Origin of the sequence: Pseudooceanicola aquaeponti, from assembly GCF_050897975.1 — a bacterium.
Classification (GTDB): Bacteria; Pseudomonadota; Alphaproteobacteria; order Rhodobacterales; family Rhodobacteraceae; genus Pseudooceanicola.
The window spans coordinates 447,401-465,472 of record NZ_JBPAXY010000005.1; the positions used below are offsets into that span (position 1 = coordinate 447,401).

The window sequence follows — 18,072 nt, forward strand, 5'->3', positions numbered from 1 at the left end:
CCCCAAAGGATCCCTGCCCATGTCTGCCCCCCGCCCTGCCCTGGTCGCCTGTATGCGCAACGAGGGGATCTTTGTGCTGGAGTGGCTGGCCCATCACGCCGCCCTGGGCTTTGCCGAGATCATCGTGGTCAGCAACGACTGCACCGACGGCTCGGACGCCCTGCTGGACCGGCTGGCGGCGCGCGGGCTGGTGCATCACATACGCCAGGAGGTGCCGCCGGGCGTGGCGCCGCAGGATGCGGGGATGGATCTGGTGCTGGCCCATGCCCGCGCCCGGGAGCTGACCCATCTGCTGCATATCGACAGTGACGAGTTCCTCTATCTGCCCGAGGGCGATCTGGCCGCTCTGCTGGCGCGCACCCGGGCCGCCGATGTGGTGCCGATCCCCTGGCGGATGTTCGGCGACAGCGGCGTCACCCGCTGGACCCCGGGCGATCTGGTGACCCTGCGCAACACGCGCGCCGAACCGGCCCCCGAGCCCGGGCGGACCAAGTTCAAATGCCTGTTCCGCGTCGCCAGCTTTGCCCGCGCCACCGATCACAACCCGCTGGAGCCGCTGGTGGACGCGCCCCTGGTGCTGACGCCCGAGGGCGTGGAACTGTCCAACCGTTCGCTCCATCAGGCGAAATCGGCGCGGTTCCGCCCGCATGAGCTGGCCGCCGGGGCCCGGGCGGCGCAGCTTTATCACTACGCGGTGCGCGCCGAGGATTGCTTTTTGCTGAAGAACGATCGGGGCGATGGTCAGGGCAAGGCCGAGGCGGGGGGCAAGTACCTGCTGGGCTCGCGCTGGCACGGCGAGGCCAACCGAAACGAGGTCGAGGCCCCGGCCCTGGCCGCCCGCGCCCCCGCCCTGCGGGCGCAGATCGCGGCCTGGCGCGCCGATCCCGAAACCGCCCGGCTGGAGGCCGCCTGCGGCCAGTGGTTCGAGGCCCGGCGCGATAGCTATCTGACGCCAGAGCGGCGCGCGGCGTTGTCTGCGCGGCGGCGCGGCTAGGCCCCGGCCCTACTCGGCGCGGCGCAGGGCGCCGGTGGCCAGCACGGCCCCCGTGGGCCGGCCCTCGGGGGCCCCGCCCGCGGGTTCATCGGTCACCGCCAACACCGCGCCCTCCAGCCGGGTGGCCAGCGCGGGCGACAGGGGCAGGTCTTGCCGCGCTGCGCCCTCGGGCCAGACCAGCAGCGACAGCGGCGCGCCGTCGGCACTGACCCACCACAGATGCAAGGCGCGGCCCGGCGCGGCCTGACCCGCCAGCAACTCCAATGTCAGCAGACCCTCGGCGGGGGTCACCTCGGCAGCCAGGCGCAGCGGCGCCTCCTCGGCGCCGATCCGGGCGTGATAGGCGGGGGCGGCCAGATCCGGGTCGGGCTGCATCCAGCCCAGTTCCCAGGCGGCGAAGGCCAGAAGCGAGGCGGCCATGCTGCCGATCACCAGCTCGCCCAGCCCCAGCGAGGCCAGGAAGCCGCGCCAGCCCGGCGCCGGGCCCTCCTCTTCGGGCAGATCGACCTCTGCCGCCGGGCGCTGCGCCTCGGTCTTGGGATCCCGCCCCGGGGGCCGTGCCGCGCCGCTCATCGGGCCAGGCAGGCGCGCAGTTTCAGCAGGCTGCGCCGCAGCCAGGTGCGCATGGTGTTCAGCGGCACATCGAAGCGGTCGGCCAGATCCTGGTAGGAATGACCGTAAAGATAGGCGCCCCGCACCGCCTCGGCGCGCTCGGCCTCCAGCTCATCCAGACAGGCCACCAGCCGGGCGCGTTCGTCGCTGGCGATGGCCTGCGCCTCGGGGCCCGGCGCGGCCGAGGGCAGCTCTTCGGCCTCGGCCAGATCCTCGCCCCGCGCCCGGCGGGCGCGCAGCCGGTCAATGGCGGTATTGCGCGCAATGGTGATCAGCCAGGTCATCGGGCTGTAACCGGTGGCGCGGTAGCGGTCAGCATTGCGCCAGATCTTCACGAAGCTGTCCTGAAGGGATTCCTCGGCCTCGGCCCGGCGCCCCAGCACCCGCAGCGACACGCCGAACAACTTGGCCGAGGTCAGCGCATAAAGCTCCTGGAAGGCCTGCCGGTCCTCACGCGCGACCCGGGCGATCAGCTCTTCGATGTCTTCCAGCGTTGCCATCGCCCGCCCCTTGCCTTGTCCTTGCGACCGCCCTGTCCCCGGCCCGCCGCCCGCCCGCGCCCCCCGGCGCCTGCGATTTTGCCCTTTCCCTCGCCGTTCGCTTCGATATGGTGCGGCCCAGACCCGCGAATGCTGCGGGTGCGAATGATGCAGGAAGGGGTAAACCGACCATGGCCGAGGGATCGCTCGACAGCAACGCCAAACCGACCGAAGAGATTTCCGTGCGCGAAACCTTCGGGATCGACACGGACATGGTGGTGAAGGGCTTTGAAGAGCGCACCGACCGCGTGCCCGAGGTGGACAGCACCTATCGCTTCGACCCCGACACCACGCTGGCCATCCTGGCGGGCTTTTCCCACAACCGCCGCGTCATGGTGCAGGGCTATCACGGCACGGGCAAGTCGACCCATATCGAACAGGTCGCGGCCCGGCTGAACTGGCCCACCGTGCGCGTCAACCTCGACAGCCACATCAGCCGGATCGACCTGATCGGCAAGGATGCGATCAAGCTGAAGGACGGGATGCAGGTGACCGAGTTCCACGAGGGCATCCTGCCCTGGGCGCTGCGCAACCCTGCGGCAATCGTCTTTGACGAATATGACGCCGGCCGCGCCGACGTTATGTTCGTGATCCAGCGGGTGCTGGAAACCGACGGCAAGCTGACCCTTCTGGACCAGAACGAGGTCATCACGCCGAACAAGTATTTCCGCCTCTTCGCCACCTCCAACACGGTGGGTCTGGGCGACACCACGGGCCTCTATCACGGCACCCAGCAGATCAACCAGGCCCAGATGGACCGCTGGTCGCTGGTGGCGACGCTGAACTATCTCAGCCATGACGCGGAAACCGCGATCGTGCTGTCGAAGGCGCCGCATTACAACACCGAGAAGGGCCGCAAGACCATCAGCCAGATGGTGACTCTGGCGGGTCTGACCCGCACGGCCTTCATGAACGGCGACCTGTCCACCGTCATGTCGCCGCGGACCCTGATCAACTGGGCCCAGAACGCCGAGATCTTCCGCAACACGGGCTATGCCTTCCGGCTGACCTTCCTCAACAAATGCGACGAACTGGAGCGCCAGACGGTGGCCGAGTTCTATCAGCGCTGCTTTGACGAGGAGCTGCCCGAAAGCGCCGCCGCTTCGGCCAGCTAAGAGGGCGAACAGATGCATATCGGCCTGATCGGCGGCATTGGCGTGGCGGCAAGCCTGGTTTACTACCAGCGGCTGGCAGCGCGTGTCGCCGATCTGGGCGGGACCATGGAAATGACCCTGGTCCATGCCGATATCCAGGAACTGATCGCCAACAACCTGGCCTGGAACGCCGACGCCCAGGCCGAAAGCTATGCCCGCTATATCGACCGGCTGCGTGACGCCGGCGCCGATTGCGCCGCGATCACCTCGATCGGCGGGCATTTCTGCTATCCCGAGACCGAGGCGCGGTCCTCGCTGCCGCTGGTCAGCGCGATTGCCCCGCTGGACACCCATTTTGCCGCCCAGGGCCTGAAACGCGTCGGCCTGCTGGGCACGGCAAATGTCATGCGCACGCGGCTGTTCGGCCAGATGGCGCAGACCGAGGCGGTGGCGCCCGAGGGCGATCTGGACGCCATCGGCAAGCTCTATCAGGACATCGCCGTCAGCGGGGTCTGCACGCCAGAGCAACGGGCCGAGTTCTTCGAGCTGGGCCAGGCGATGGTCCGCGATCAGGGGGCCGAGGCGGTGATCCTGGCGGGGACCGACCTGAACCTCGCCTTCGATCGCGACGCGGGCTATCCGGTGGTCGATGCGCTGGACATCCACGTCGCCCTGCTGGCGGATCTGGCCACGGGCCGGCAAAGCCTTTAGGCCGCGCTGTCCCGGCGGGACCGCCGCCCCATGAACCCTTTCTTGACTCCTGCCCCGGCACAGTGACGCCCCGTTCCCTGCCGGAGCCCTGTCATGGCCGCCCCGCCTGCCCGCCGCCTTGCCCCCCGCCTTACCCGCGTTGTCGTCCTGCCCTGTCTGCTGGCCGCCCTGGCCACGGCCCTGCCCGCCGCCGGGCCGCTGCGTGACGCCTCCCTGAGCGACGGGCCGCCACCCTCTGCCCTGTTTCTGGCGGAGTGTGCCGGGCGGCTGTCGGCCCTGATGGAGCATCAATGGCTGCTGTCCTCCGCCGCAGCCCCGGCCACCGAGGCGCGCCGCGCTCGGATGCTGGCCCGTCTGGCCGCCATCCCTGCCGCCGCCTCGCCCCGTGCCCTGCTGGCCGGCCGTATCGAGGCCAAGGCGGCCCAGGCGGCGCTGCTTGGCCGCGCCAGCTTTGCCCGGACCGAGGCCGAACGCCGCGCGGCCAGTCGGCTGGCGGCGCGCCTGCTGGCCCCCTGCGACAGCGCGCCGAACGGCTGACCGCCGCCCGGGGGCCGGGCGGCGGTTGATCCTTCACGAGAGAGAGAAGGTGTGGGCAAGGCCCTGCCGGGGAGAGGACAGGCGCTTGCCCGGGCCCGACCGGCCGGGAACGCTCCGGCCGGACCCTGCCGCCTAAGTGTGGCGGCGTCAGGCGCTGAGGATGACCTTCATCGCCTTTTCCTTGGCGGCATTGCCGAAGACCTCGTAGGCCGCCATCATCTCGTCCAGCTTGAACCGGTGGGTGACCAGTTTCGCCGGATCCACCTTGCCGGTGCCAAGGGTCTTCAACAGCATCGGCGTGGTATTGGTGTTCACCAGGCCCATGGAAATGTTGATGTTCTTGATCCACAGCTCTTCGATGCGCAGCGAGACCGGCGCGCCGTGGACGCCCACGTTGGCGATATTGCCCCCGGCCGAGACGATCTGCTGGCAGGTGTCGAAGGTGGCGGGCACGCCCACGGCCTCGATGGCCACGTCGACCCCCTTGCCCTCGGTCATCTCCATGATCCGCTCCAGCACCTCATCCTCGCCCACTTGCAGCGTGTCGGTGGCGCCGAACTGGCGCGCCAGGGCCAGGCGGGCGGGGTCCATGTCGATCATCACGATCCGCGCGGGCGAATAGAACTGCGCCGTCAGCAGCACCGACATCCCCACGGGGCCCGCGCCCACGATGGCGATCGTGTCGCCGGGTTTGACGGAGCCATATTGCACCCCGATCTCAAAGCCGGTCGGCATGATGTCCGACAGCATCACCAGCGCCTCTTCATCGGCGCCCTCGGGGATCGGATACAGCGAGTTGTCGCCATGGGGGATGCGCACATATTCCGCCTGGGTGCCGTCGATCGTATTGCCCAGAACCCAGCCGCCATCCTCGCAATGGGCATAAAGGCTGCGCTTGCAGTTGGCGCATTTGCCGCAAGAGGTGATGCAGGAGATCAGCACCGCGTCGCCGGGTTTGAAATTGGCCACGGCAGAGCCGGTTTCCTCGACGATGCCCACCCCTTCATGGCCCAGGGTGCGACCCGCCTCGACGCTGGGCACATCGCCCTTCAGGATATGCAGATCGGTGCCGCAGATCGTGGTCTTGGTCACCTTCACGATCACATCGGTCGGGGCCAGGATCGCAGGCTTGTCCTTCTCGATCCAGTCCTTCTGACCGGGGCCTTGGTATACGAGCGCCTTCATCGGTCGGTCCTCCTCTTGGGTATTGCAAAGACCATCCCGCCGGGGCCCGGCTGCGGGCGCGAGGCGGCGGATGGTATGCAACAGTCTATGAAGGCGGCGCGGCCAGGCACCAGCGACCGGCCCCGGCCCAGGGGGTCGAGATCGGAAATCCGGGATCCATTCGGGAAGCAAAGAGAGGTGGACCCCGGCGGGCCCCGCGCGCGCCTCAGCCGCGCGGGGTGCGGTGCAGGGTCTGGCCCGGGGTTTCACCGAAACGGGCGCGATAGGCGCGGGTCATGGCGCCCAGGTTGATATAGCCCTGGGCGCCCGCGATGGCGGTCACGCTTTGCCCCGGGGCGGCCCCCTCCAGCGCCGCGCGCAGGGCGTCCAGGCGCAGGGCGGTCAGATAGCTGTGCGGGGTGATGCCGCGAAACTCGCGAAAGCCCGAAGACAGGCTGCGGGTGCTGATGCCCAACTGGGCCGCGATCTCGGTGATCGTCGGCGCCTGGGCCGCCTGCTCCTGCATCAGCCGCTCGGCCTCGCGCACATAGCGCGGCGCGGCGCCGCGCGCGCCGGTTTCCAGGTCCAGCCCGGCGCCCCGGGCCCAGCTTTGCAGCAGTTCGATGGTCAGCGTCTCTTCGATCTGGGCCGCGATCCGGGGCGAGCTGACGGCGTCGTGGCGCGCATCCAGCGAGCGGGTGGCATAGTCCAGCAGCGCCAGCCAGGCCGATTGCGCCCCACCGAAAACCAGGCGCCGGGTCCACAGCCGGTCGTCGGGGACGAAGCCGTACCAGCGTTCGGCGGCGGCCTCCATCAGGCGGTGCGGGATGGTCAGGTTGAATTGCAGATCCTGGCCGTCGGCCTCGTTCCAGTAGTCGGTGCGGCTGCAATCGACCACATAGCTTTCGCCGGGCCGCGTCTCGACCTGGCTGTCGCCGCCCAGCGGGTGGCGGACCCGGCCGCGCAGGGTGTTGACCACGATGATATTCCCCGAGGCGGGGTCGAACTCTTCGGTCCGGGTGGGCACGCCAAAGCGGAAGCGGCTGAAGGTGATCTGGCCGATCTGCACCCGGCGCAGGATTGCGTCGGGGCGGCTGCGCGGATCGACGGGGCGGATCTGCATCCGCATGTAGGTCTCGCAGCAAAAGCTGTCGACATCGCGCCAGTCGGCGGAGAAGGTGCGTTCGCCGGTCAGCAGGGGCGCGCCCGTGCCGTCCTCTACCAATGCGGTTTCCAGCATGTTCCCCACCCCTCCCGTGGCCAGTCCCTGGCACCGCCGCAGCGGCCCTTTGGCCCGCCCCATGATGCGAAAGCGCGGCGCATCGGTCAATTCCCTGACCCATGGGCAAGCGCCCGCCCCCCTTTCGGCCCCGGGCCGACCCCGACGGGGCGCCGCGCCGCCGCCTGCGTCCTCTTGCACCGCGCCCGCGTCGCTTCGCGCTTGCGACGGCTTCGGCGGAATGCTTTATCTTCCCCATGAGCAAGCCCAGCGACAACCCCGCCGATCCGTTCAAGAAGGCCCTGGCCGAGGCCACCAAGGTCATGGCCGACGATGCCGATCTGAACGTGCAGTACAGCGTCGACCCTTCGGGCCTGTCGGCCGACCAGATGCGCCTGCCCCAGGTCTCGCGCCGCATGTCCAAGGACGAGGTGCTGCTGGCGCGCGGCACCGCCGATGCGCTGGCCCTGCATCACCGCTATCACGACGCCGCCACCCACGGGAAATACCAGCCCGAGGGCCAGATGGCGCGCGAGCTGTTCGAGGCGATGGAAACCGCCCGCTGCGAGGCCATGGGCGCCCGCGACATGCCCGGCACCGCGGGCAATATCGACCACAAGATCGGCGCCGACGCCCGGCGCCTGGGCTATGACGGCATCAAGGAGCGCGGCCAGGCGCCGCTGCCCGCCGCCGCCGGATACCTGATCCGCCACCTGGCCACCGGCCGCCCGATGCCCGCCGGCGCCCAGAACGTCATGGACCTGTGGCGCCCCTTCATGGAAGAGCGCTGCGGCACCACCCTTGAGGATCTGCAAGAGCGCCTCTCGGACCCCGCCGCCTTCGCCCGCTTCGCCCGCCAGCTGATCGACGATCTGGGCTATGGCGACCAGCTGGGCGATGACCCGGACGGCGAGGACGACGAGGCGATGGACGACGCCGAGGAGGCGCCCGACGAAGAGGAGCAGGATCCCGACTCGACCGGCCAGGACGACAGCGAGGACCAGCCCGAGGCCAGCCCCGAGCAAAGCCAGGAAGAACAGCAGGACCAGTCCGAGGCCGAGGTCAGCGCCGATGACATGGCCGACCAGGAAGCGGGCGAAGAGGCCGAGATGCCCGAGGGCGAGGCCCCGCAAGAGCCCCCCGCGCCTGCGCCGGTCAGCGATGCCGACCCGAATTACACCGTCTATACAGACGCCTATGACGAGGAAGTCCTGGCCCAGGATCTGGCCGACCCGGCCGAGCTGGAACGCCTGCGCGCCTATCTCGATCAGCAGCTGGACCCGCTGAAAGGTGCCGTGGGCCGCCTGGCCAACAAGCTGCAACGCCGCCTTCAGGCGCAGCAGAACCGGTCCTGGGAATTCGACAAGGAAGAGGGCGTGCTGGACGCCGGGCGCCTGGCGCGCGTGGTGGCCAACCCCACAACGCCGCTGTCGTTCAAGGTCGAGAAGGACATGGAATTCCGCGACACCGTGGTGACGCTGCTGCTGGACAACTCCGGCTCGATGCGGGGCCGCCCGATCTCGATCGCGGCGATCTGTGCCGATGTTCTGGCCCGCACGCTGGAGCGCTGCTCGGTCAAGGTCGAGATCCTGGGCTTTACCACCCGCGCCTGGAAGGGCGGGCAAAGCCGCGAGAAATGGCTGGCCGATGGCCGCCCGCAGCAGCCCGGCCGCCTGAACGACCTGCGCCACATCATCTACAAACAGGCCGATGCGCCCTGGCGGCGGTCCCGCGAGAACCTCGGGTTGATGATGAAGGAAGGCCTTCTGAAAGAGAATATCGACGGTGAGGCCCTGGAATGGGCGCACCGGCGCATGGTGGGCCGCCGCGAGGCGCGGCGCATCCTGATGGTCATCTCGGACGGGGCGCCGGTGGACGATTCGACCCTGTCGGTGAACCCCGCCAACTTCCTGGAAAAGCACCTGCGCGACGTGATCGCCATGATCGAGAAGAAGAAGGCGGTCGAGCTGATCGCCATCGGCATTGGCCACGACGTGACCCGCTATTACCAGCGCGCGGTGACCATCACCGATGTGGACCAGCTGGCGGGCGCCATGACCGAACAGCTGGCAAGCCTTTTCGACAACGACCCGCGCGCCCGGGCCCGCTTTGCGGGGATCCGCAAGGCGGGCTGAGGCTGGGTGATGAGAGGGGGCGCTGCCCCCCCCGTCGCCGGATGGCGACACGCAGAGGGAGGAGGGGGGCTCTGCCCCCCTGTCGCCGGATGGCGACAAATGGAAGGACAAGGGGGGGATCTGCCCCCCTTTCGCCTGCGGCTCAATTCCCCCCGGGATATTTTTGGCCAACAAATAGACAAAGGGGGGAGGCGCCCGGCGGCGCGGCTCTGCCCGGAGCGTCGGGCGGCGCCCTGCGCCGGAGGGGAGGCGTTTTCGCCTCGCCCCCCGGGACCGGGGCGCCTAGAGTGGCCGCGACAGGAAAGACCCCGAGGGATCAAGATGTTCCAGACCTTTGAAACCCCGTCCTCGCCCGAACAGGGGCCGCCGCGCCTGGGCGATCTGCGTCAGGCCATGGAGGCGCAGGGCCTTGACGCCTTTCTGGTGCCGCGCGCCGATGCCCATCAGGGCGAATATGTGGCGCCCCGGGACGAGCGGCTGGCCTGGCTGACCGGCTTTACCGGCTCTGCCGGGTTCTGCCTGGTGACCGCCAGTCGCGCCGGGGTCTTCGTCGATGGCCGCTACCGGGTGCAGGCGCGCGCCCAGGTGGCCGAGGATTTCGAGGTGGTGGCCTGGCCCGAAACCTCGATCGCGGCCTGGGCGCGGCGGGTGCTGCCCGAGGGCGGCGTGCTGGGCTTTGACCCCTGGCTGCATTCCCGGGGCGAGATCGACCGCATGAGCGCGGCCCTGGCGGGATCGGGGATCACCCTGCGCGCGGTCGCCGAGAACCCGCTGGATGCCGTCTGGGCCGATCAGCCCGAGCCGCCCATGGCGCCCATCGTGCCGCAGCCGCTGGAGTTCTCGGGCGAGAGCCTGGAAAGCAAATGCCGCCGTCTGGGCGCCGAGCTGGAGGCGGCGGGCGAGGCCATGGTGGTGCTGACCCTGCCCGACAGCATCGCCTGGCTGTTGAACATCCGCGGCGGCGACATTGCCCGCAACCCGGTGCCCCATGCCTTCGCCCTGCTTTTCGCCGACGGCCAGGTCGCCCTCTTTGCCGAGGACGAGAAATGCGACGAGGCGCTGCTGGATCATCTGGGCCCGGATGTGAACATCGAAGGGCCCGAAAGCTTTGGCCCCACGCTGGAGCATCTGGCGGGGCGGCTGACCCGGCCGGTGCGGCTGGATCCGGGCAGTTGCCCGGTCTGGGTGGAAGAGCGGCTGGCGGGGCTGGAAATTCACTGGGACAGCGATCCCTGCATCCTGCCCAAGGCCTGCAAGACCCCGGCCGAACTGGCGGGCACACGCGCCGCCCATATCCGCGACGCCGCCGCCATGTGCCGCTTCCTGGCCTGGTTCGAGGCCGCCCCGCAGCAGAGCCTGACCGAGATCGACCTGGTCACCCGGCTGGAGATCTTCCGCCGCGAGACCGGCGAGCTGATGGAGATCAGTTTCGACACCATCGCAGGCGCCGGACCCAATGGCGCCCTGCCCCATTACCGCGTCACCCATGACAGCAACCGGACCCTGGCGCCCGGGCAGCTGGTGGTGCTGGACAGTGGCGGCCAGTACCTGGACGGGACCACCGACATCACCCGCACCCTTCTGGTGGGCGCCGATACCGGCCAGGCCGAGAAAGAGGCCTATACCCGGGTCTTGCAGGGCATGATCGCCATCTCGCGCCTGCGCTTTCCGCGCGGCTTGGCGGGCAGCCATCTGGACGCCCTGGCGCGCTATCCGCTGTGGCTGGCCGGGCAGGATTACGACCATGGCACCGGCCACGGTGTGGGCGCCTATCTCTGCGTTCACGAGGGGCCGCAGCGCCTGAGCCGGGTCTCGGACGTGCCCTTGCAGCCTGGGATGATCCTGTCGAACGAGCCGGGCTATTACCGCGAGGGGGCGTTCGGCATCCGCATCGAGAACCTGATCGTGGTGGAAGAGGCCCCGGCCCTGCCCGGGGCGGACCCGCGCGACATGCTGAGCTTCGAGACACTGACCTGGGTGCCGATCGAGCGCCGGCTGATCCTGACCGACCGTCTGAGCGCCGAAGAACGCGCCTGGATCGACGCCTATCACGCCGAGGTCCGCGCCCGCATTCGTCCACTTCTGGACGAAGCCGCCGCAGTATGGTTGGATCGGGCAACGGAGACACTCTGACTTCGGGCCCGCAATGGGGGCTTTGACACGCGGATGTTACAGGCGCGCGTCAGGGAAGCAGGGGAAAAGAGGGACAGACATGAGTGATATCACGATCCGCAAGGCCGATGGCCTGTGGTCGGTCCGCGCCGGTGGCGCGGTGCTGGCCGAAAGCCGCAACGCGCTGAGCCTCAGCGAGCCGGGCTACCCCGACATCATCTATTTCCCGCGCGAGGATATCGCGATGGCCTTTCTGGACAGCAGCGACCACGCCAGCCATTGCCCGAAGAAGGGCGATGCGCGCTATTTCTCCATCGTCACCAAGAGCCAGACCCTGGAAAACGCCGCCTGGTCCTATGAGGCGCCGCTGCCGGGGGCGGAAGAGATCGGCGGGCATATCGCCTTTTACGCGACCGATTTCGTGACCATCGAGCAGATCTGAGGGGGGGGGCACTGCCCCCCGTCGCCGGATGGCGACGCATGGAAGGACAAAGGGGGGCTCTGCCCCCCCTTGAGGCCTGGCGGGCTCCTTCGCGGCTGAAATCATCCACCGGGCGATTTCCAAGACGCCGCTTAGCCCCCGGGATATTCTTGGCAATGAGAAGAGAGGGGCGAGGCGCCCCGGGTCTGGCCCGGGCGCGGGCCTGGGAGGCTCTTGGCGCCGAGGTCAGCGACGCGCGCAGCCAGGACGCGCGGAGCGGCTAGCTGTGTTCCTCGCGCGCGGTGGCGGCCAGGGCGCGGTTGTAGGTACGCAGCGCATCCACATGGAAAAGCGCCCCCAGAAGCTCGGGCGGCTTGCCCGGCTGGGGGGGCGAGATCACCGGAAGATAGGGCTCCAGGGTGCGCTCGAAAACCGGGAAGGCCGCCTCCAGCGTCACGCTGGCGTCCAGGTAGAGGCCCTTTTCCACCATCTCCCAGCAGGTCGCCTCGGCCGCCGCGCGGTCGGCGCCGCAGGGGCGCATCACGTCGCGCACCCGGAACATGGCCAGCAGGTATTCCTGCGGCCCCGCCGCCAGGTGGATGTCGCGCCGTTCCAGCTGGGTCAGGAAGAACGAGCGTTTGACCAGTTTCGAGCCGATGGCGGTCGAGATCGACACCGTCACCATCACCGCCAGGGCGGTGGTCCAGTTGCCGGTCAGCTCGAAGACGATCAGCGTGGTCGAGATCGGCGCGCCCAGCACCGCCGCCGCCACGCCGCCCAGCCCCGCCAGGGCGTAGAGCGAGGGGCTGCCCGACTGGTCGGGGAAGAGGCCCGTGGCGATGAACCCGAAGGCCAGGCCGGTCAGCGCGCCCAGCATCATCGAGGGCGAGAATACCCCGCCGCCCATGCGCCCGCCCATGGTGATGGCCGTGGCCAGCGCCTTGATCAGCGCAAAGAGGATCGCCTGTTGCAGCAGCAGCTCGCCCGAAAGGGCGCGCAGCGTCGTCTCGTAGCCCACGCCGATGATATGCGGGAACCAGATCGCCATGATCCCCAGCAGGGCCCCGGCCACCGCCGGCCGCAGGAACCGCGGGATGCGGATGCGCGCCTGGATCCGGTTCGCCACATCCTCGGACAGGAAGATCGCCCGCATGAAGAGGCCCGCCACCACACCGCAGACCGCCCCGAGCAGCAGGAAGGCGGGCAGTTCCTCGTAGAATTCCAGGATCGAGGCACCGGGCAGGACAAACTCTGCCGTTTCCCCGAACTGCAGCCGCGAGATCACCGCGCCCGCCACCGCCGCCACGGTGATGGGGGCGAAGGCATGGATGGCGAAGTGGCGCAGCACCACCTCCAGCGCGAAAAGCGCCCCGGCAATGGGCGCGTTGAACGAGGCCGAGACGGCGGCGGCCACCGCGCAGCCCAAGAGGTCGCGGCCCATGATCCCGTCGGCCTTCAGCCGGTTCAGCACCCAGCTGGACATCACCGCGACCAGGTGCACCACCGGCCCTTCGCGCCCCGAAGAGCCGCCCGTGCCCAGGGTCACCAGCGAGGCCAGGGCCGAGCCCAGCCCGGCGCGCCCCTCGACCCGGCCATTGTTCAGCGCCGCCCCCTCGACCACATCGGCGACCGAACGCACGCGGCCATCGGGGGTGAAGACATGCAAAAGGATCCCCGCGATCAGCCCGCCGATGATCGGCACCACCAGCACCACGTACCAGGGCAGCCCGCCCGCCAGGGAGTGCAGCCGGTGCACGTCCTCGGCCCCGTAAGAGATCTTTTGCAACAGCGCGATGCCCCGGCGAAAGGCCAGGGCCACGCCCCCGGCGGCCACGCCGATGGCCAGGGCGATCAGCCAGAACTGCAACTGGTTCGGGCCCCGGGTGCGCAGGATGGCCCAATAGGCGCGCAGCTGGGAAAAAAGCGTGGCCAGTGCCCCGGTCATCCACCCTGCGTCGCGCCCGCTCATGCCTCGTCCGCCTCTTCGCTGCCCTCGGCCCGACCGCGCGCGGCGCGGTCGCGGCCCCGCCCGCCGACTGGTCCGACACGGGGCACCTTTCCCTTCTAGGACAAAGGCCTGGCGCGGAAAAGGGGCCGCGCAGCCCTGCCGTGCCCGCGCCCCCACCTACGACCATTGCCCCGGTTGATCGCGGCCCCGGGCCTGCGCTTTCATCCCCCGACCCCCGACAGAGGCGCGCGTCTCGGGGCCTGGGCATGGCGGACAGGCCGCCCAGGCGCCGCGACGGCCCGGGGGCAAGGGCATGGCCAGGGGGCCAGCCACAGGGGAGATGAAGACCGATGCACAAGCGCCCCGGGCGCAGCCCGGCCGTATCCGGGGGAAAGCCGACGGCACAGGCGGCCTGGGCGGGCGCGCCCGGTGCGGCGCCGCTCTATGACCGGGTGATCGGACGGCTTTACGACGTGGCCCTGGACCCGCGCCACCTGGAGGATTTCCTGGACGATTGGGACCGGCTGCTGCGCCCGCTGCGGGCCCTGCGCGGGGCAGAGGGCGGCCTGGCCGATGCCCCGCCGGAGACAGCGGCAGAGGGCGCCGAGCAGGCGCAGGCGCTGGCGGCGGCCCTTGGCCCGCATCTGCAACGGGTGATCCGCCTGCTGAACCAAAGCGCCGCCGCCCCGATCCTGCCCCCCGAAGAGGCACTGTTGCGCCAGCTGGCGCGCCGCGCGGCCTTCACGGTCGACAGCGACCTGGGGCTGAGCGGGGTGACGGCGGCGGCCACCGCCCTGCTGGAGGTGCGCCCGGGCGATCCGCTGACCCGCCTGCCGCTGGAGCGGGCGCATCTGGCCCTTCTGGAGGATCGGTTGCGCCGCCTGCTGGCCCCGCATCGCGACGCCCCCGAACTGGCCGCCACCGCCCGGGGCCCGGCGACGGCGCCCTCCGGCAGGCGCCCCGCCGAAGGGGCCACACCGCCCGGTTCCGAGGCACTCGACCTGCTGCGCCTGCGGCTGGCGTCGGGCGGGCAGCTGCTGCTGGCTCAGCTGGCCCGCCACAGGCCCCCGGACGGGCCGCCCTTCGCCCTGGTGGCCACCTCGCTGCTGGACTGGCCGGCGGGGCTGAACGCCCTGCTGCGCGCCGCCTTCGGCCTGACCCGGGCTGAAACCGAGATCCTGCGCGGCCTGTCCGAGGCGCGTAGCCTGCGCGACATCGCCGGGGCCCGGGGCCGATCGGTGGAAACGGTGCGGGCACAGATCAAGGCGCTGATGGCCAAGACCGAAACCCGCAGCCAGGCGGAACTGCTGCGCCTGGTGCTGTCGCTGGGCCCCCTGCCCACGCTGGAAGAGAGCCGCCCCCCCGGCCCGGACCACTGGGTGGTGCGCAGCCCGGCAGAGTTGGCCGCTGCCCGGATCCAGGACGGGCGGCACCGCCTGGCCGTCGAACAGGCCCAGGTGGCCGCAGCCGGAAGCGGCTCTGCCCTTCGGTCCAGCACCCCCGAAGACGGCCTGGGCGACGCGAAGGGCGCGGCCCTGGCGGCCATGGCCCCCGACCGCCAGAGGCAGGCTGCCGCCCCGGATCCCGACAGGCCTCTTCCGGCCCCGCCGGGCCGGGGGCGGCGCTCTGGGGGCATGGTGCGCTTCAGCCATGGTGGCGGGCTTTTGCCCTTGCGCCCCTTTGCCCGGCTGGCCCGGCCCGGCGGACGGCAGGTCGAATATCTGGAGCTGGGCGCGCCCGAGGGGCGCCCGGTGCTGTGGCTGCATGGCCCGCAGGGGGTGTGCCGCCTGCCCGCCCGGCACGAGGCGGCGGCGCAGCGCCTGGACCTGCGCCTGCTGGTGCCGATCCGGGCGGGCTATGGCGCCTCGGACCCCCCCCCGAGGGCGGGCCGCGCCTTGAGGCGGATTGCGCCGATATCCTGGCCCTGCTGGACCGGCTGGAAATTCCCCGCGCGCCGGTCATCGCCCTTTCGGACGAGCTGGCCCTGGGCGCCGCCCTGCTGCGCCACGCCCCGGCGCGGCTCACGGCGCTGATCGCCGTCGCGCCGCCGCCGCTCTGCCCGGGGCGCGCCGATCTGGCCCGGATGGGGCGCTGGCACCGCTTCCTGCTGGGCACCGCCCGCGACCTGCCCGACCTGGTGCCCTACATGCTGAGCCTGTCCAACGCCATGGCCCGCCGCCTGGGGCCAAGCGGGTTTCACCGCAAGCTTTATGCCGGATCCGAGGCCGATCGCACCACGGCTGCCAGCCTGGATTTCCAATGCGTCCAGGCCGCCGCCCGCGAGATCCTGATCGGCGCCGATGGCGCGCTGCTCAAAGCCGTCCATGACGGGCTGATCGCCAGCACCCGGCACGACCTGCGCCCCGATCTGGCGGCGCTGGAGGGCGGGGCGCCGGTGCATCTGCTGTCGGGGGCGCAAAGCCTGCGCGCCGATCCCGCCGAGGCCCTGGCGATAGAGCGGGCCTTTCCCTGGATCGACTACCAGCGCTTCGATCAGGCGGGGGAACTGCTGCATCTGCAAGAGACGCCCCGCCTGCTGGCCCTGGCCGCGCGCCACGCCACGCCCCCTGCCCCGCCGCCCGGTCCTGACGCGGCGGGCGGCCAGAGCTGACCGCCCAGGGCCGCGACGCCCGCCCCCTGCCCGCGCCCGGCGCGTCCCCCAACTGGGGTATGACCCCGGGGAAAGAACCTGCTTCTCTGGACAGGCGTAACCAGTGGTTGTGGTGTCAGTAGCCTCCGTGTCGCGCGCACGCCCCCCCAAAGTGTGCGGCGCGGCACGGATCGGTGACGGCGGGGCAGAAAGCCGCGCTTCTCAACCGTGAAGCTCAGCCTGGCAGGGCCGATGGCGTCTGGCAGGCTACGGGCGCCCGGGGGCCTATTCGGCGGCGATCAGACGGCGGGCGGCGGCGCGGGCCTCGGCGGTGACCGCATCGCCCGAAATCATCCGCGCCAGTTCATCCACCCGCGCCTCGGCATCCAGGGGCGCCACGGTCGACAGGGTGACATCCCCCTCGACCCGTTTCGCCACCTGCCAGTGATGCGCGCCGCGCGCGGCGACCTGGGGCGAATGGGTGACCACCAGAACCTGGCCGCCCTCGGCCAGCCGCGCCAGGCGGCGCCCGACCGCATCGGCGGTGGCCCCGCCGACACCGCGGTCGATCTCGTCGAAGATCATGGTGATATTGCTGTCGTCCCCGGACAGGCAGACCTTCAGCGCCAGCAGAAAGCGCGACAGCTCGCCGCCCGAGGCGATCTTGGCCAAGGGCCCCGAGGGGGCGCCGGGGTTGGTGGCGACGGTAAAGAAGACCTCGTCACGGCCATCGGGGCCGGGTTCGGCGGGGTCGATCTGGGTGACGAAACGGGCGCGCTCCATCTTCAGCGGCGCCAGCTCGGCCTCGACGGCGCTGTCCAGGCGGCTGGCGGCGGCTCGGCGGGCCTCGGTCAGGCGGGCGGCCAGATCGGCATAGGTGGCATCGGCGGCGCGCAGCGTGGCCTCCAGCCCCGAGATCTGGCCCGCGCCATTGTCGATCGCATCCAGCCGGGCGCGCAGATCATCGGCCAGGGCGGCCAGTTCGTCGGGGGCCACGTCATGTTTGCGGGCCTGGGCGCGGATGGCAAACAGGCGCTCTTCGGTGCTTTCCAGCTCCAGCGGGTCGAACTCCAGCGCCTCCAGGCAGCGCACGACGCCGTCTGCAGCCTCGTCCAGCTCGGCCAGGGCGCGGGTCAGGGCGGCCAGGGGCTCGTCCAGCTGGCCCTCCAGCCCCTCGGCAGCGCCTTCCAGCCAGCGCAGGGCGTCGGTCATCGGCCCCTCGGCGCCGTCCTGGCCCAGGGCCTGATGGGCCCGGGCCACATCGCCGCGCAGCTTCTCGGCGCTTTGCATCAGGCGGCGGCGGGCGTCCAGCTCGGCCTCTTCGCCCGGCTCGGGCGCCAGCTTGTCCAGTTCGGCCACCGCGTGACGCAGATAGTCTTCCTCGGCGGCGGCGGCGGCCAGGGCGGCGCGGGCCGCCTCCAGCTTTTTCTGGGCGGCAGAGCGCGCGCGCCAGGCCTCGCGCAGCTCGGCCCGCAAGGCTTCGGTCCCCGCGAAAGTGTCCAGGATGGCGCGATGGCCGCGCGGGTTCAGCAGGCCCCGGTCATCATGCTGGCCGTGCAGTTCCACCAGGGTTTCCGACAGCGCCCGCAGCACCTGCCCCGAGACGCGGCGGTCGTTGACCCAGGCGGTCTTGCGCCCGTCGCGGGTATTGACCCGGCGCAGCACCAGTTCCTCGCCCCCGGGCAGGCCCGCCTCGTCCAGCACCGCCTGGGCGGGATGGTCGGGGGCCAGTTCGAACCAGGCGCTGACCTCGCCCTGCTCGGACCCTTCGCGGACCAGATCGGCGCGGCCGCGCCAGCCCAGCACGAAGCCCAGCGAATCGAGCAGGATAGACTTGCCCGCCCCGGTCTCGCCGGTCAGCACGTTGAGGCCCGGCTGGAAGTCGAGTTCCAGCCGGTCGATGATCAGCATGTCGCGAATGTCGAGACCGCGCAGCATCGGCGCCTCCCTCAGCGGGGGGCCGTAACGCCCCCGCGGCGGGTCGCGCCGAAGGAGG

General features: G+C 70.6%; 15 protein-coding genes. 9 read left to right on the forward strand and 6 right to left on the reverse strand.

Annotated elements, in window-relative coordinates; translation table 11 throughout:
- Positions 1 to 19 precede the first annotated feature (19 nt).
- Entirely contained in the window at positions 20 to 994 is a 975-nt protein-coding gene (locus ACRARE_RS14615; RefSeq protein WP_432657183.1) for a glycosyltransferase family 2 protein, read from the forward strand.
- Between the two features lie 9 nt (positions 995 to 1,003).
- Here the strand turns inward: ACRARE_RS14615 and ACRARE_RS14620 are convergent, their stop codons facing one another.
- Both ACRARE_RS14620 and ACRARE_RS14625 read right to left on the reverse strand, forming a co-directional pair.
- On the reverse strand, positions 1,004 to 1,567 hold the full coding sequence (locus ACRARE_RS14620) for an anti-sigma factor domain-containing protein (protein ID WP_432657184.1): 564 nt from the start codon (positions 1,565 to 1,567) through the stop codon (positions 1,004 to 1,006).
- The gene (locus ACRARE_RS14625; RefSeq protein WP_432657185.1) at positions 1,564 to 2,106 is read right to left on the reverse strand and encodes a sigma-70 family RNA polymerase sigma factor; all 543 of its coding nucleotides are present in this window, start codon (positions 2,104 to 2,106) and stop codon (positions 1,564 to 1,566) included. The genes ACRARE_RS14620 and ACRARE_RS14625 overlap by 4 nt, the downstream gene beginning before the upstream one ends.
- A 170-nt stretch (positions 2,107 to 2,276) precedes the next feature.
- On the opposite strand from ACRARE_RS14625, the gene cobS reads away from it, so the two are divergent.
- From cobS to ACRARE_RS14640, 3 genes are all read left to right on the forward strand, one after another.
- Positions 2,277 to 3,260 (forward strand): cobaltochelatase subunit CobS, encoded by a 984-nt coding sequence (cobS, locus tag ACRARE_RS14630; RefSeq protein ID WP_432657186.1) that lies wholly within the window; start codon positions 2,277 to 2,279, stop codon positions 3,258 to 3,260.
- Positions 3,261 to 3,272: 12 nt separating this feature from the next.
- The gene (locus tag ACRARE_RS14635; protein WP_432657187.1) at positions 3,273 to 3,950 is read left to right on the forward strand and encodes an aspartate/glutamate racemase family protein; all 678 of its coding nucleotides are present in this window, start codon (positions 3,273 to 3,275) and stop codon (positions 3,948 to 3,950) included.
- A 93-nt stretch (positions 3,951 to 4,043) separates the two neighbouring features.
- Positions 4,044 to 4,487, forward strand: a complete 444-nt coding sequence (locus tag ACRARE_RS14640; protein WP_432657188.1) for a hypothetical protein — start codon at positions 4,044 to 4,046, stop codon at positions 4,485 to 4,487.
- 147 nt (positions 4,488 to 4,634) lie between these two features.
- On the opposite strand, the gene ACRARE_RS14645 is transcribed toward ACRARE_RS14640, so the two are convergent.
- Both ACRARE_RS14645 and ACRARE_RS14650 read right to left on the reverse strand, forming a co-directional pair.
- A complete protein-coding gene (locus tag ACRARE_RS14645) occupies positions 4,635 to 5,672 on the reverse strand; it encodes a zinc-dependent alcohol dehydrogenase family protein (protein WP_432657189.1) in 1,038 nt (345 codons plus the stop codon).
- A gap of 205 nt (positions 5,673 to 5,877) precedes the next feature.
- Positions 5,878 to 6,891 (reverse strand): AraC family transcriptional regulator, encoded by a 1,014-nt coding sequence (locus ACRARE_RS14650; protein ID WP_432657190.1) that lies wholly within the window; start codon positions 6,889 to 6,891, stop codon positions 5,878 to 5,880.
- A gap of 236 nt (positions 6,892 to 7,127) precedes the next feature.
- Here ACRARE_RS14650 and cobT point away from each other — a divergent pair, with 236 nt between their 5' ends.
- The 3 genes from cobT to ACRARE_RS14665 all read left to right on the forward strand — a co-directional run bounded on the left by cobT (position 7,128) and on the right by ACRARE_RS14665 (position 11,559).
- On the forward strand, positions 7,128 to 9,005 hold the full coding sequence (gene cobT, locus ACRARE_RS14655) for a cobaltochelatase subunit CobT (protein ID WP_432657191.1): 1,878 nt from the start codon (positions 7,128 to 7,130) through the stop codon (positions 9,003 to 9,005).
- 321 nt (positions 9,006 to 9,326) lie between these two features.
- Positions 9,327 to 11,138 carry an aminopeptidase P family protein gene (locus ACRARE_RS14660; protein WP_432657192.1) on the forward strand — a complete coding sequence of 604 codons (1,812 nt, stop codon included), beginning with the start codon at positions 9,327 to 9,329 and terminating at the stop codon, positions 11,136 to 11,138.
- A 79-nt stretch (positions 11,139 to 11,217) separates the two neighbouring features.
- Positions 11,218 to 11,559 (forward strand): DUF427 domain-containing protein, encoded by a 342-nt coding sequence (locus tag ACRARE_RS14665; protein WP_432657193.1) that lies wholly within the window; start codon positions 11,218 to 11,220, stop codon positions 11,557 to 11,559.
- A 259-nt stretch (positions 11,560 to 11,818) separates the two neighbouring features.
- On the opposite strand, the gene ACRARE_RS14670 is transcribed toward ACRARE_RS14665, so the two are convergent.
- On the reverse strand, positions 11,819 to 13,507 hold the full coding sequence (locus ACRARE_RS14670; protein ID WP_432657194.1) for a chloride channel protein: 1,689 nt from the start codon (positions 13,505 to 13,507) through the stop codon (positions 11,819 to 11,821).
- Positions 13,508 to 13,836: 329 nt separating this feature from the next.
- Here ACRARE_RS14670 and ACRARE_RS14675 point away from each other — a divergent pair, with 329 nt between their 5' ends.
- Together ACRARE_RS14675 and ACRARE_RS14680 are read left to right on the forward strand one after the other, a co-directional pair.
- Positions 13,837 to 15,519 (forward strand): helix-turn-helix transcriptional regulator, encoded by a 1,683-nt coding sequence (locus ACRARE_RS14675; RefSeq protein WP_432657195.1) that lies wholly within the window; start codon positions 13,837 to 13,839, stop codon positions 15,517 to 15,519.
- 50 nt (positions 15,520 to 15,569) lie between these two features.
- The gene (locus ACRARE_RS14680; protein WP_432657196.1) at positions 15,570 to 16,097 is read left to right on the forward strand and encodes a hypothetical protein; all 528 of its coding nucleotides are present in this window, start codon (positions 15,570 to 15,572) and stop codon (positions 16,095 to 16,097) included.
- Positions 16,098 to 16,361: 264 nt separating this feature from the next.
- Here ACRARE_RS14680 and recN read toward each other — a convergent pair whose 3' ends face one another.
- Complete coding sequence (gene recN / locus ACRARE_RS14685; protein ID WP_432657197.1) at positions 16,362 to 18,014, reverse strand: DNA repair protein RecN; 1,653 nt, start codon at positions 18,012 to 18,014, stop codon at positions 16,362 to 16,364.
- Positions 18,015 to 18,072 lie beyond the last annotated feature (58 nt).

Excerpts from the sequence above, each read along its gene's own strand:
- ACRARE_RS14615 (WP_432657183.1), top strand. The coding sequence starts at position 20 with ATGTCTGCCCCCCGCCCTGCCCTGGTCGCCTGTATGCGCAACGAGGGG.
- ACRARE_RS14620 (WP_432657184.1), bottom strand. The coding sequence starts at position 1,567 with ATGAGCGGCGCGGCACGGCCCCCGGGGCGGGATCCCAAGACCGAGGCG.
- ACRARE_RS14625 (WP_432657185.1), bottom strand. The coding sequence starts at position 2,106 with ATGGCAACGCTGGAAGACATCGAAGAGCTGATCGCCCGGGTCGCGCGT.
- cobS (WP_432657186.1), top strand. The coding sequence starts at position 2,277 with ATGGCCGAGGGATCGCTCGACAGCAACGCCAAACCGACCGAAGAGATT.
- ACRARE_RS14635 (WP_432657187.1), top strand. The coding sequence starts at position 3,273 with ATGCATATCGGCCTGATCGGCGGCATTGGCGTGGCGGCAAGCCTGGTT.
- ACRARE_RS14640 (WP_432657188.1), top strand. The coding sequence starts at position 4,044 with ATGGCCGCCCCGCCTGCCCGCCGCCTTGCCCCCCGCCTTACCCGCGTT.
- ACRARE_RS14645 (WP_432657189.1), bottom strand. The coding sequence starts at position 5,672 with ATGAAGGCGCTCGTATACCAAGGCCCCGGTCAGAAGGACTGGATCGAG.
- ACRARE_RS14650 (WP_432657190.1), bottom strand. The coding sequence starts at position 6,891 with ATGCTGGAAACCGCATTGGTAGAGGACGGCACGGGCGCGCCCCTGCTG.
- cobT (WP_432657191.1), top strand. The coding sequence starts at position 7,128 with ATGAGCAAGCCCAGCGACAACCCCGCCGATCCGTTCAAGAAGGCCCTG.
- ACRARE_RS14660 (WP_432657192.1), top strand. The coding sequence starts at position 9,327 with ATGTTCCAGACCTTTGAAACCCCGTCCTCGCCCGAACAGGGGCCGCCG.
- ACRARE_RS14665 (WP_432657193.1), top strand. The coding sequence starts at position 11,218 with ATGAGTGATATCACGATCCGCAAGGCCGATGGCCTGTGGTCGGTCCGC.
- ACRARE_RS14670 (WP_432657194.1), bottom strand. The coding sequence starts at position 13,507 with ATGAGCGGGCGCGACGCAGGGTGGATGACCGGGGCACTGGCCACGCTT.
- ACRARE_RS14675 (WP_432657195.1), top strand. The coding sequence starts at position 13,837 with ATGCACAAGCGCCCCGGGCGCAGCCCGGCCGTATCCGGGGGAAAGCCG.
- ACRARE_RS14680 (WP_432657196.1), top strand. The coding sequence starts at position 15,570 with ATGGGGCGCTGGCACCGCTTCCTGCTGGGCACCGCCCGCGACCTGCCC.
- recN (WP_432657197.1), bottom strand. The coding sequence starts at position 18,014 with ATGCTGCGCGGTCTCGACATTCGCGACATGCTGATCATCGACCGGCTG.